General features: G+C 57.6%; 12 protein-coding genes. 10 read left to right on the plus strand and 2 right to left on the minus strand.

Translation table 11 applies throughout. The annotated features are described in order from the left end of the window. The first annotated feature begins 104 nt into the window (after positions 1-104). From murC to RBB76_RS16270, 8 genes are all read left to right on the plus strand, one after another. A complete protein-coding gene (gene murC, locus RBB76_RS16235; protein WP_429629770.1) occupies positions 105-1,505 on the plus strand; it encodes a UDP-N-acetylmuramate--L-alanine ligase in 1,401 nt (466 codons plus the stop codon). Between the two features lie 132 nt (positions 1,506-1,637). After that, complete coding sequence (locus RBB76_RS16240; RefSeq protein WP_429629769.1) at positions 1,638-2,939, plus strand: cell division protein FtsQ/DivIB; 1,302 nt, start codon at positions 1,638-1,640, stop codon at positions 2,937-2,939. Continuing rightward, positions 2,936-4,165 carry a cell division protein FtsA gene (gene ftsA / locus RBB76_RS16245; protein ID WP_429629768.1) on the plus strand — a complete coding sequence of 410 codons (1,230 nt, stop codon included), beginning with the start codon at positions 2,936-2,938 and terminating at the stop codon, positions 4,163-4,165. Before RBB76_RS16240 ends, ftsA begins: the two co-directional genes overlap by 4 nt. Positions 4,166-4,364: 199 nt before the next feature. After that, entirely contained in the window at positions 4,365-6,176 is a 1,812-nt protein-coding gene (locus RBB76_RS16250) for a hypothetical protein (protein ID WP_429629767.1), read from the plus strand. Positions 6,177-6,276: 100 nt separating this feature from the next. After that, on the plus strand, positions 6,277-6,648 hold the full coding sequence (locus RBB76_RS16255; RefSeq protein ID WP_353066696.1) for an ArsR/SmtB family transcription factor: 372 nt from the start codon (positions 6,277-6,279) through the stop codon (positions 6,646-6,648). Beyond that, complete coding sequence (locus RBB76_RS16260) at positions 6,608-7,117, plus strand: SRPBCC family protein (RefSeq protein ID WP_429629766.1); 510 nt, start codon at positions 6,608-6,610, stop codon at positions 7,115-7,117. The genes RBB76_RS16255 and RBB76_RS16260 overlap by 41 nt, the downstream gene beginning before the upstream one ends. A gap of 33 nt (positions 7,118-7,150) precedes the next feature. Further along, positions 7,151-7,660 carry an SRPBCC domain-containing protein gene (locus tag RBB76_RS16265; RefSeq protein ID WP_429629765.1) on the plus strand — a complete coding sequence of 170 codons (510 nt, stop codon included), beginning with the start codon at positions 7,151-7,153 and terminating at the stop codon, positions 7,658-7,660. Next, on the plus strand, positions 7,650-8,132 hold the full coding sequence (locus RBB76_RS16270) for an SRPBCC family protein (RefSeq protein ID WP_429629764.1): 483 nt from the start codon (positions 7,650-7,652) through the stop codon (positions 8,130-8,132). The genes RBB76_RS16265 and RBB76_RS16270 overlap by 11 nt, the downstream gene beginning before the upstream one ends. Positions 8,133-8,285: 153 nt before the next feature. Here the strand turns inward: RBB76_RS16270 and RBB76_RS16275 are convergent, their stop codons facing one another. Then, on the minus strand, positions 8,286-8,717 hold the full coding sequence (locus tag RBB76_RS16275) for a GNAT family N-acetyltransferase (protein ID WP_429629763.1): 432 nt from the start codon (positions 8,715-8,717) through the stop codon (positions 8,286-8,288). Between the two features lie 217 nt (positions 8,718-8,934). Further along, positions 8,935-9,708, minus strand: coding sequence for an alpha/beta fold hydrolase (locus tag RBB76_RS16280; protein ID WP_429629762.1), 774 nt, complete (start codon positions 9,706-9,708; stop codon positions 8,935-8,937). Positions 9,709-9,841: 133 nt separating this feature from the next. Here RBB76_RS16280 and ftsZ point away from each other — a divergent pair, with 133 nt between their 5' ends. Together ftsZ and RBB76_RS16290 are read left to right on the plus strand one after the other, a co-directional pair. Further along, positions 9,842-11,323 carry a cell division protein FtsZ gene (gene ftsZ / locus RBB76_RS16285; RefSeq protein ID WP_429629761.1) on the plus strand — a complete coding sequence of 494 codons (1,482 nt, stop codon included), beginning with the start codon at positions 9,842-9,844 and terminating at the stop codon, positions 11,321-11,323. 149 nt (positions 11,324-11,472) lie between these two features. Further along, the gene (locus RBB76_RS16290; RefSeq protein ID WP_429629760.1) at positions 11,473-12,735 is read left to right on the plus strand and encodes a penicillin-binding transpeptidase domain-containing protein; all 1,263 of its coding nucleotides are present in this window, start codon (positions 11,473-11,475) and stop codon (positions 12,733-12,735) included. The last annotated feature ends 381 nt before the right edge of the window (positions 12,736-13,116 follow it).

Raw genomic sequence — 13,116 nt, forward strand, 5'->3', positions numbered from 1 at the left:
GTGCTTCTCCGCTTGTGCCTGGGAACGCTGGTAATCTGAAAGATCAGTGCGTGGTGCGCGGTTATTTGGGTTAATTGTGTTTTGAAAGTAGAGACTACGAAAGCATGTTTGTGCCTGGACACTTTTTGTTTGCGCCCTCGCAACGGATTCACTTTATCGGGATCGGCGGGATTGGGATGAGCGGGATCGCGGAGATTCTGCTGACGATGGGGTATTCGGTCTCCGGGAGCGACTTGCGGCGGAGCGCGGTGACGGATCGGCTGGTGGGGATGGGGGCGCGGATCTTCGAGGGGCATGTTGCGTCGAATGCGGCGGCTAGTGATGTGGTGGTGACCAGCTCGGCGGTGGCGAAGGACAATCCTGAGGTAGTGGAGGCTAGGGAGCGGAAGATTCCGGTGATTCAGCGGGCAGAGATGCTGGCGGAGCTGATGCGGCTGAAGTATGGGATTGCGGTCGCCGGTATGCATGGCAAGACGACGACGACGAGTATGGTGGCGGCGGTGCTGGCAGGCGGGGGGCTCGACCCTACGGTGGTGGTGGGAGGACGCGTGAACGCGCTGGGGTCGAACGCGCGACTGGGGAACTCGCAGTATCTTGTGGCGGAGGCGGATGAGAGCGACCGGAGTTTTTTGAAGCTGTCGCCGGTGCTGGCTGTGGTGACGAATCTGGATCGCGAGCATATGGATTGCTATCGCGATATGGAAGATGTTGAGGGGGCGTTTGTCGAGTTTATGGATCGGTTGCCGTTTTATGGGGCTACTACGGCTTGTGTGGATAATGCGCTGTTGCGGACTGTGCTGCCGAGGGTGAGGCGGAGGATCTATACGTATGGCGAGAGTGTCGATGCGGACTTTCGGGTGGAGGTGCTGCCTAAGGACGAAGACTGCCACTCGTGTTTGGCGGTGAACTATAAGGGGTTGGTGCTGGGGAAGTTTCGGGTGCATGTTCCGGGGCGGCATAACGTGCTGAACGCTACGGCGGCGGTGGCGGTGGGAGTGCAGCTGGGAGTGGCGCCTGACCAGATTGCGGCGGGGCTGGAGACGTTTCGTGGGGTGGATCGAAGGTTTCAGATCAAGGGTGAGGTGCGCGGCGTGACGGTGGTGGATGATTATGGTCATCATCCGACGGAGATTTTGGCTACGCTGCGGGCGGCTCGGGATTGTGGGTACTCGAAGGTGCATGTTTTGTTTCAACCGCACCGGTTTACTCGGACTCGAGATTTGATGACGGAGTTTGCGGGGGCCTTCAAGGACGCGGATTCGGTCGAGGTGCTCGATATTTATGCAGCGAGCGAGCAGCCGATTGAGGGTGTCGATGCGCAGGCGCTTGTGAAGGCGATTCGCGCGAAGGGTGGGGATCGGGTGGAGTATGCGGCTTCGGTGGCGGAGGGGGTGGCGGCGCTGGTGCGGGTGGCGAAGGAGGGCGACGTGATTCTGACGCTTGGGGCGGGGAGTGTATCGCAGGCGGGGTCGGCGTTGCTGGAAGCTTTGGCCACAAATGGGTGAGTTCCTGAAAGGGTACGTGCCGAAGATCACAGGGATTTGTGGGGGTTATGCGGGTTATGCTCAGGATGGCGATTCTCGCGGCCTTGCTCAGGCGTGCGACAAAGCGATGCGGTTTATCGGGGTGGAACAACGGTGCTAGAGGCGCCTGAGAAGAACTATGCCTCGGAGACTCGGGGTTCGCGTGGTCCGCGGCGAGTGTCGGTTTCGCCGGATAAGAAGCTGCGCCGTGATTTGAGCGAAGACTTCGCGGACGATCCCTATTGGGAGGACGACGCTCCGGTGGGTCGGCGGAAGGCGGGACTGCGAGTGCGGTTTCGCGGGATGCCTGCTACGAAGTGGGGACGGATCGCTGCGGGATGTGGGGTGCTGGTTCTGCTCGGGCTTTGTGCGGGTGGTTTTTTGATGGCGAGAAGTTTTCTGTTGCACGATGAGCGATTTGTAATTCCTTCGTCGTCATCGATTGAGTTTCAGGGCAATGCGCATGTGACGCGCGCGCAGCTGCTGAGCATCTTTGGGGGAGATGTGGAGCGGAACATCTTTACGGTGTCGCTGGCGGAGAGACGCGCGGAGATGGAACGGCTGCCTTGGGTGGCGCATGCGACGGTGATGCGGTTGTTGCCGAACCGGATGCGGGTGTCGATTGTGGAGAGGACGCCGGTGGCGTTTGTGCGGCAGGGAAGCCATATTGGTTTGGTGGATGCGAACGGGGTGCTGCTGGATATGCCGGCGGAGACAAAACCGGATGCGCGGTACTCGTTTCCGGTGGTGACGGGGATTGTGGCGGAGGATCCGCTGTCGACGCGCGCGGCGAGGATGAAGATCTACGAACGGTTCACGACGGAGTTGGATGGGTCTGGCGAGAAGATCTCGGAGGGGTTGAGCGAGGTGGACCTGTCGAATCCGGAAGATGTGAAGGCGCTGATTCCGGATAAATCGAATGAGATTCTGGTTCATTTTGGCGATGTGGATTTTCTGGATCGCTACAAGCGATTTGAGGAGCATCTGCCGGAGTGGCGGACGGTCTATCCGAAGCTTTCGTCGGTGGATATGAGGTATGAGCGGCAGGTTGTGCTTGAGATGCAGCCGGGCGCGGGTGTGCCGGTTGATTCGTCTTCGAAGGATGGTGCGGCCGTGATGGCGGCGAATTCGAAGGTGACTGCGGCGACGTCTCAAGATGCTGGAGTCGACGTCGCTAAGCCGGTTGCAAAGCCTGCGGTGAAGGCTTCAGCTGCACATGCAGCGGCGGTGAAGGGAAAGCCTGCGACGAAGGCTCCCGCGCATCTGAGCGCTAAGAACGAGGCTGCTTCTTCGGTGAAGACGAAGAAGGCTGATCCGAAGGCGAAACATGTTGTCGTTGTGAAGCACCATCCAATTGTTGCGAAGCCGTCGGCGGCGACAACGCAGTATCATCCTTCACAGGTGGCACATCCATGAATCAGAAGCAGGACAATCTGATCACCGTGCTGGACGCGGGAAGCACGAAGAGCTGCGTGCTGGTGGCGGAGCTGCAGGATGGGGTGCTGCGGTATCGCGGGCATGGGGTGGAGCCGTCGCGCGGCATGCGCAAGGGATTGATCGCAGAGCTTGGGCCTGCGGCGGAGGCGATCAATCGTGCGGCGCTGACGGCAGAGCGCGTGACGAAGGCTGGAATTGAGACGGCGATTGTGGGGATTGGCGGAACGCATGTGCGTGGAGTGAACTCGCGCGGCGGCATCAGCATGGGAAGCCGGATGCGAGAGATTACGCGGGAGGAGGTTCGTGCAGCGGTGGACCGTGCGCGGTCTGTGGCGCTGCCTCCGGATCGCGAGGTGCTGCACCTTTTGCCGCAGGAGTTCATTCTGGATGACCAGCCGGGGATTCATGATCCGGTGGGGATGGTGGGGAACAGGCTTGAGGTGAATCTGCATCTATCGACTTGCTCGGGTGGCGTGGCGCAGAGCGTGATTACGTGCGCGAATCGGGCGGGGCTTGAGGTGCTGGATACGGTGTATGAGGGGATCGCCTCGGCGGAGGCGGTGTTGAGCGCCGATGAACGGGAGCTGGGCGTTTGCATGGCCGATATCGGTTCGAGCACCACGGAGTTGGCGGTGTTTTTTGAGGGCTCGATTGCGCACACGGCTGTGCTGCCGATCGGCGGGGATCATTTTACGAATGACCTCGCGGTTGGTCTGCATGTGACGGTGGAAGAAGCGGAGTATCTGAAGAAGCTGTATGGACATTGCGTGGTGACTGCAGTGCCGCAGTTGAATGAGATTGAAGTGGGTGGCAATCTTGCGTTCTCTGGCGGGCAGCCGGCGCGGATGGTGAGACAGAGATTTTTGGCGGAGATTCTGGAGCCGCGTGCACGTGAGTTGTTTACGATGCTGCGGGATAATCTGCGACAGGGTGGAGTGCTGGAGGCGTTGGGTGCGGGCTGCGTGGTGACGGGCGGTGGCGCGAATATGGCTGGGCTGCTGGATAATGCGGAGAGTCTGCTACGAGTGCCGGCGCGGATTGGATATCCGGTGCCGCTGTCGCGCATGCCTGCGGAACTGGCTGTACCGGAGTTTGCGGCGGCGATTGGAATGCTGCTTTATACGCATCGGACGCAGGTGCGGCGTGCGAGTGAAGAGCAGGGGTTGCGTGCGAAGTTGAAGGCTATTTTTGCGGGGAGCTTTTAGGCCCGTGCTGTGAAGGCCTGAAGAGTGGGATAGATAGGCTTTATCTTCAGCGATTCTCCTTGGCTGAAATTTTCCAGACAAGCACGATCACAATTTCTGCATCCAACCATGTCTGCTGCCTTGTTTCCAGCCGGTTTCTGGTCGGCTTTGAACGATTAAATGGCAGCCGTTCGCGGGCCCTGCAACAACGAAACCAGCTATGGGTAAGTTGGCATTGGCGCTTGCGAGGATTCGAAAATATCGCGACGAACAGCAGAGAGCAGCTCCGTCGGCTGGATGGAACCTGCACCACACGGCGCAGTTGCTAGTGGGCGCTGCTGTGATGATTGCCGGAGTTCTTGAAGGGCGATATGGCAAGTCGGAGTTGTTTGGGGACGATATCTCCTACCTTGACGTTGCCAATATGATTCGGGCCGGGGACTGGAGAATAGCGCTCAATCCGATATGGAGTATCGGATATCCCTGGCTGATCTCGGTGGTGAGGCGCTGGTTTCCCGCGACTCCGCATGGAGAGCTTGCGGCGGTTTTCTGGTTGAATCTGTCGATCTACTTCGTCGCGTGGATTGGATTTTTATGGCTTCTGCGTGTGATGGCGAGGTCTCTGCGAGGGGATCCTTTGCGAGAGCGTGATAGTCCACTGTCTCCGTTTCTGGTGATCTGCGCGGGCTGCATCTTTGTCACGGTTCAGACGGGAGTGGGTCGAGTTTCCACAATCGGTCCCGATCTTCTGGTGACCTGTATCTTCTTTTTTGCGTCCACAGTCGCGCTGAAGGTTTTTTCGCGGCCGACCGTAAGCAATAGTGTTGCCTTGGGAGTACTGCTGGGTGTGGGGTTTCTGACGAAGGCCATCATGCTGACTCTGGCAGGTGTGTTCTTTGGGATGATGGTCGCGTTGCAGGGACGTCGCCGTCTCGTCGCGCCGTTTTTTCGTGCGGTGGGTGTTTTTTTGCTTTTCGTTGTTGTGTATGGTGCGGGCCTTTCGTGGGCCCTAGGCAGGCCCACGCTGGGTGAAGCGGGAGCGTTGAATTTCGCATTTCATGTGAATCACCTGAGCCACTGGATGGGATGGCAGGGAGGTCCTCAGGAGTTTGGATCGCCGATCCATCCAGTACGGATGCTCAGAAACGATCCGCCGGTCTTTGCTTTTGGCGAGCCATTCCATGTTACTTATCCGCCACAGTTCAATATGGTGTATTGGTATGAGGGATATCGGCAGGTATTCAGTTTGAAAAATTTAGCTCGCGCCTTCGTTGGCAATCTCCACGATCTGAAGTACGTGTTTCAGGAGATTCTTCCCGTTACTTTGGCAGTGATGGTCTGCTTCTGCATTGCGTTCGTGGCTAAGATGAGGACCCGTGCCGACGCAGCACCCTCTTTGAATCCGTGGATTGTGTACTTGCCCTCGATTGTTGGGTTTTCGTTTTATCTTTTGGTTCACATGGAAGGAAGGTACGTGGCGGGATTTCTCTGCGTGATTGGAATGGCGCCGTTTTTCGCACTGGATCGCCTGCCGGTTCGTTCCTTGATACGTACTGGTGCTGTTCTGCTCTTGGTTGCGGCGACGTTGTTCAACTCGTCGGAGCGGTTGCATGGGGCGATCCGGTCGGCTGTAGCGGGGACTGATATGCAAAGCGGCGGGCAGTGGGCCATCGCTGAGTATCTGGTGAAGATGAATTTGAAAGCGGGAGATAAGGTGGCGTCTGTCGCGCCAAGGAACGATTTCCCATGCACGTGGGCCTATGCTTCCAGGTCGCATATTGTGGCAGCGATTGGAAATGATGCGTTCGATCCGCAGAGCCAGGTGCGGGATCTGCATCTGTTTTTTGATCATCCCTCGACGCAGCAGCAGGTTCTAGAGTTGTTTCGAGAGCAGGGTGCGGTTGCAGTGGTCGCGACAGATATTCCGTTTGAGGTTTCGTCACCGGGATGGCAGCACGTTCCTGGGAGCCAGGCCTGGGTACGTTTTTTGGAGCCCGTTGAGGTTACAAGTAAAGGGAGCACTGAAAGGTAAGCGCAACTAACCTTTTCCCCAAAAAATAAAAAAATCTCGTCTACCTGTTTACAGTTTTTGTATTTAACGTTATGGTTATTTAACTTAATTGTTAATAACAATGGACGATCAGATTACAGCGACGTTTGCAGCATTGGCGGATCCGACGCGGAGAGCGATTCTTGCGCGTCTGGCGTTGGGAGAGACCTCGGTGACGGAGATTGCCGCTCCGTTCGAGATGAGCATGCCGGCGATCTCGCGGCACCTGAAGGTGCTGGAGAAGGCAGGGTTGATCTCGCGCGGGCGGGAGGCGCAGTGGCGGCCCTGCAAGCTGAAGGCGGAGCCTTTGAAGCAGGCTGCGGACTGGCTGGACGAGTATCGCCGGTTCTGGGAGGAGAGTTTCGATCGATTGGACGAGTACTTGAAGACCCTACAGATAAAGGAGAAGCGAGATGCCGGAAAGAATAATGGGAACGGTAAAAAGCGACGCTGAACGGGAGATTGTGTTGTCGCGAGTGTTCGATGCGCCGCGCAAGATGGTGTGGGAGGCGTGGACCGATCCGAAGCAGGTTGCGCAGTGGTGGGGGCCGAATGGATTTTCGACCACGATTGAAGAGATGGATGTTAGGCCGGGCGGTGTGTGGAAGCAGGTAATGCATGGGCCTGATGGCACCGATTATCCGAACGAAAGTGTGTTTGTCGACGTAGTGCAATATGAGCGGCTTGTGTACACGTTGACGGGCGGTTTCAAAGGCGGCTCGCCGGTGAAGATGGAAAAGACAACGACCTTTGAAGATGAAGCAGGCGGCACGCGGGTCACGATGCGCGCGGTTTTTGATTCGGCTGAGGCTCGCGATCAGAATGTGCGCGATTACGGCTCGATTGAGGGCGGTAAACAGACGCTTGAGCGGCTAGCGGGCTATTTGACGCATCGTTTGGCAGAGGCTACCGCAGCGGTATAGACGCATAGGTTGGAAAACACGAGGAGGAAGGCGATGGGAACAGCGACGGTATCTCCGAAGGTGAGGACGCAGCATGAGCTGAACATTACGCGGGTGTTCGACGCGCCACGTGAGTTGGTGTGGAAGGCGTGGACCGATCCGGAACATATGAAGCAATGGTTTGGACCACGGCAGTTTGAGGCGCTGGACCTGACGGTGGATGTGCGGGCGGGTGGTAAGTGGAGGGATCGTCTGCATAGCGACGGTTTCACCGATAGCGCGGGCGAGTGGCGGACGGCAGATGTGTGGCAGGGCGGCGAATACATGGAAGTGGTTGAGCCGGAGCGGCTTGTCTTCACGTTTCACTGGGACGTGGGTTCGGGTCTTCCTGAGCACGACACCGTGATTACGCTGACGTTCGAAGAGCACGGTGGAAAAACTACGATGAACTTCCACCAGGCATTCTTCGTAACTCAGGAAGATCGAGACGGGCATATGAAGGGCTGGAATAGTAGCCTCGATAAGTTGGAACAGTTTTTGCGCGAGGTGGAGTATGGCGGTTGAAGGAGGGGTCATGGAGGCGGGGTTGCAGGAGGTTTGTCTGACGCGCAGAGTGGCAGCCTCGCCGGATGTCGTGTTTCGGGCGTGGATCGAGAAGAAACATCTCGCGCAGTGGTGGGGTCCGAAGGGCTTCACGAATCCCGTGTGCGAGGTGGATGCGCGCATCGGTGGAGCGATGCTGATTAATATGCAATCGCCGGAGGGCGTGGAGTCTCCGATGACTGGGCGGTTTGTGACGATTGATCGGCCGCATCGGCTCGTCTTTGTGACGGCGCCGATTGATGGGGAGGGGAAGCCGATGTTCGAGGTGACGAATACGGTGACCTTCAGGGAAGTGCTTGGCGGAACGGAGATCTCTCTGATTGCTCGTGTGACGAAGATGAAGCCTGGCGCGCCTCCGAAGCACCTTGCGGGCATGTCGCAGGGTTGGTGCGAGAGTATCGATCGGCTGGTTGATCTGGTTGTGCTGTTTTAGCTTGATTGGTCAGGGCGATTTGTAAGGGCTTCAAGTTTTCTTTGAGCGTGTGCTGAGGGTGCGCGTTTGAAGGAACTTGAGGCTCTTTTGTTTGCTGTGGGCTTAGCGGCGAGGCTGCGTCGAGACGTGGTCGATGAGAAGAATGGGATCATGTCATCGTCTAGGGTCGTGATCTTCGAAGGATAGGGTGTGGGTTGCATCGGGGTTGTCGATGGGAGTAAAGCCCATTCTTTCGTAGAGGCGTGCGGCGCTGGCGTTTTCGGCACGTAAGCGGACACAGCGGAAGTTTTTTCGGGCTTCTTCTATGAGGGCGGAGACGAGGGCGCGGCCGATGCCTTTGTTGCGCCATGCGGATCGGACATAGACGCGACGGATGCGGCCAGTGTGTGACTCGGTTGTGAAGGGGTCGATGGTGAGGCCGCCGACCGCTACGAGAAGACCCTCTTCGAGATGGCCGCAGAGAATCTCGCCGGGGGCATTGAAGCGATTCGCTCCGTTGGCCCATTCATCGACGAGGGTGTCGATGAAGTCGTATCCGTGCTCTTTGGCCTCGGTGTGAAGTTGCTCCATTCCTGTTATTGGCAATACGATCTTCTGAATTTGGATCATGGACTGATTGTAAGAACACGCTCTGAACTGAAAAGGGGCAACGAAGGCAGAGGGGATGGCCAGGTGTGGATGTGTTTGCGATGCGTTCGATGGCGTCGTGAGCGGAGAGAATGGATCCCTCCTGGCAGCCTACGAGGTGAGAGAGATAGTCTCCGGCGAAGTAGATTCGGCCCTCGGGTTGTTGGAGCGGATGTTAGGAGCTAGAAAGATGACTGAGGAAGTTTTTGGTTGCGGCTTCGAAGGCGGCTGGGTCTTCAAAGTGAAGGACATGACTGCCGTTGAGGGTTTCGATGCGCGTGTTTGGCCGTCGCGTGGCCATCTCTTCGAACTCGGATTCGGTCGTGACTCGGCTGTCGCGTCCGCGGATGATGAGAGCGGGGCAGTCGATGGCGAGCCAATCGTTCCAGTGATTGCCTAAGAGGCATTTGCCGGAGGTCACCATGTCAAGTGGATCGAAGGCGAGTTTCCATCCGGTTTGGGTTTCGCGGAAGGAGGGTTCGAGATAGGGTAGGAATCTGGGGCCGATGAGGTCGGCGAGGGCTTCACGGGTGGGGAACTCGCCCTGCCAGGCGAGCATGAAGGTGGGGACATCCTTTAGTTCGACTCCGATGTCTTCGATGATGAGGCCGCGAACTTTTTGGGGATGACGGGCGGCGAACTGATAGGCGTTGACGCCGCCGAGAGAGTTGCCGAGGAGAACAGCCTCGCTTAGGTGGAGGTGGTCGTAGAGGGCATCGAGATCGCCGAGGTAGTCGTCGCGGGTGTAGGTGGGGGCGTGGTCGGAGTAGCCGTGTCCGCGCTGGTCGAGTGCAATGAGGCGCCACGCGGGCGCGAGTGCTTCGGCTAGCGGCGCGAAGGTGACGGCTTCCATGGTGTGAGCGTGGAGAGCGATGAGAGCGGGAGCTTTGAGGGCGGAGTCGAGGTAGGAGAGGTGCAGGCCGTCGCGGGGAAAGGCTCGCCTTTGCATGCGGGCACGATATCAAAAGTCAGTTGAGTTAGTGAAGTTTGGAACCATGCGTGGTACGTGCAGTGGAAAACGGGGGTCGTGCGTTTGGCAGGGAGATGGGAGAATTAAACAACCTTCAAGGAGTCCTGCTGAAATGTCCAATCTGCCCGATGTGCCCAACGATTCGAACGATCTTCGCATTCACTATCACGATGAGATACCGCACGGCGCGAGGATCAAAGTGATCGGCGTGGGCGGCGGCGGGAATAATGCTGTGAATCGTATGATCGCGGCCAATGTTGTGGGCGTGGAATTCATTGCGGCGAATACAGACGTGCAGGCGCTGCAGGTTTCGAATGCTCCCGTGAAGCTGCAGCTTGGGGTGAAGTTGACGAGCGGACTAGGCGCGGGCGCGAACCCGGATGTGGGGCGGCGAGCGGCGTTGGAGGATTCGGACAAGATCATTGAAGCGCTTGAGGGCGCGGATATGGTGTTTGTGACGGCTGGACTGGGCGGTGGAACGGGGACTGGTGCTGCTCCGGTGATTGCGAGCCTGGCGAGTGAGATGGGCGCGCTGACGGTGGCGGTGGTAACGCGGCCATTCGCGTTTGAAGGCAAGCGGCGGATGCAACAGGCTGAACGCGGGATGCAGGAGCTTCTGGAGTCCGTCGATACCGTGATTGTGATTCCGAATGAGAAGCTGCTGGCAGTGGCGAAGGATGCTGGATTTTTCGAGAGCTTCCGGATTGCGGATGATGTGCTGCGGCAGGGCGTGCAGGGAATCTCGGACATCATTACGATTCCTGGCGTGATCAATCGCGACTTTGCCGATGTGAAGACGACGATGGCGGGGATGGGCTATGCGGTGATGGGGACCGGTGTCCGCTCCGGAGCGAATCGTGCGGTGGAGGCTGCGATGGCTGCGATGGCGTCGCCGCTGCTGGAGGCGGGAGCGATCGATGGCGCGCGGGGAATACTGATCAACATAACGGGGTCGAGCAGTCTGAAGTTGAGCGAAGTGAACGAGGCTTCGACCATTATTCAGAATGCTGCGCATGAGGATGCGAACATCATCTTTGGTGCGGTGCAGGATGAATCGATGGGCGATGAGGTGAAGATCACTGTGATCGCGACTGGATTCAAGCAGCAGGAGATGCCGCAGCGGCGGGAGCGCATGCTGGCGGAGGCCACGCTGCCTACGATGCGGTACGATGTGCCGATTCAGCCGCGCGTGATGACGCCGCGACCGGCAACGATGCGGTTTGCGAGTGAGATGGAGGCAGAGCCTGTGAAGGAGGTTGCGCTTCCGTTGCGCGAGACGGATGAAGTGAAAGAGCCGATCGCGAAGATTGAGTCAAATGCGGCGGTGGAGTTGGTTCCGGTGCCGGCGTCGGTGTTTGATGATGACTTCTTTCGAGCTTCTGGAGTACGTGGGGAGAAGGCCGCAGAGACGGAGCGGGCGAGAGAAGCGACTCACTTTTCTGCGCCGGTGCGAGTCCAACAGGAGGATATCCGCAGTGTAGCGGACGGGGTGGGGGAGTCTTCGGTGCGTGTTCCGGCGTTTGGGAGTGCGGCGGTGGCGGCTGCGGAGCCGGATGAGCTTGATATTCCAGCGTTTTTGCGGCGTGGGAACTAGTGGTACAACTGATTTCTAGCGAGTAGCACGAATGGGGAACGGCGCTTTCGCAACAAATCGTGTTCTATTAGTGTTTTATAAGATGAATTATGGATCGATGGCAGTTCGATTGCAGTCAAATAAATAGGAAACAAAAAGAGGGATCGCCTGTGTCGAGATCACTGAAGGTTTTTGGCGCGCTCCTCTTCGGCCTTCTGTTAGGTGCTGGAGTGGGTGCAAGTGCCGCAACGACGACGACTACTACCAGCAAGACGAAGCATCACTCTGCTGGGACGGTGCGTGTTGCGACATCTGTGAAGGCTCATTCGGGGGCTTCGCACTCGAGGACGGCTGCTAAGGGTATCCCCCACGCTGTTGCAACTACGACGGTTGCGGGACGGCGTCGACATGGAGCGCGGCCTACATTGGCGGTGCGACGGACACGGTACCAGGAGCATTTTTCGGCAAGCTCGTACGCAGACAATCTGACCTTGGGTGATGTCGTAGAGGGCGAAGATCCGTTGGTTCGCGCGGCGGCTATTGAGGCGCTGGGCAACATGAACGGCACGGCAATTGCGATTGATCCTTCGACGGGACGAATTCTGGCTATGGTGAACCAAAAGTTGGCGCTATCGCGAGGAGCGGAGCCGTGTTCCACGATCAAGCTGACGGTTGCTTTGGCGGCGCTCGAGGAGGGAATTGTCAACAAGGACACTCCGGTGAACCTGGGCGGCCATTATCACCTCACTCTGACGGAGGCGTTGGCACACTCGAACAACCTTTATTTTGAGACGCTTGGGCGACAGCTTGGGTTTGAGCGAGTGAAGCATTATGCCAATGAGTTTGGGCTTGGCGAACTGGCCGGCTATCAAATTCAGGGCGAACAGCTAGGGACATATCCAGATGAGGTGTTACCTGCCTCGCTGGGCGGCGTGGGGCGTATGTGCTCGTTTGGCGAAAGCGTTTCGATGACTCCGCTGCAGCTGGGAGCACTGGTTTCGGCGATTGCGAATGGCGGGACGCTTTATTATCTGCAACATCCAGAGACGGCCGTGGATGTGGCGACATTTGAGCCTAAGGTGAAGCGGGTGCTGGATATTGCTCCGCTGATTCCTGAGATTTCGGTGGGTATGCAAGGCGCAGTGCAATATGGAACGGCGCGCTCGCTTAGGGCCAACTTCAGCCAGTTTCCGGTGATGGGCAAGACAGGAACCTGCTCGAATAATGGCACTCGATTTGGGTGGTTCGGGTCGTTTGCCGATACACCGAAGGGGCGCATTGTTACTGTGTTTTTCCTCGAAGGTGGACGACCTACCTTTGGGCCTAAGGCGGCTGAGCTGACTGGGGAGTTCTATCGGGCGTTGTGGGATAAAGATTATTTCCTGCAGAAGCCGACGGTTGAAACCAGTGGTGTTGTTGGTGCTTCTGAATAGGTTTGACGGTTCGGATGGCGTAAAAACGCTGGTGGGAATGTGATAACAGCGTGGTGTTTTGGTGGTGGAGACGTGGTGCATGGCAGCGTAGTTTTGCGCGGCTGAAAATGTGCCACGTTTCGGCATTTAATTTCCCATTTTTTCATTATGGAATGACTTGAATTGCATGTAGGAGGCGTTGGACGCCGGAATGAGTTGTCGCCTAACGCGTCACGGTCTTGCCTACGCCTTGCACTTGCCTGACGGCTTTGTGCTGGTCTTCTGACATGTACTTGCCTGGTGCGGCGGCGACGTAGACATGGTTGGTGGGTTGGAATTTAGATCTGAGCCCACGATGCTGCTGCGGCTGAAGAGTGCGTCTTTGTCTGGGGTGTCTTGGCT

Source organism: Tunturiibacter psychrotolerans, from assembly GCF_051013365.1.
In the GTDB taxonomy this organism is placed as follows: Bacteria; Acidobacteriota; Terriglobia; order Terriglobales; family Acidobacteriaceae; genus Edaphobacter; species Edaphobacter psychrotolerans_A.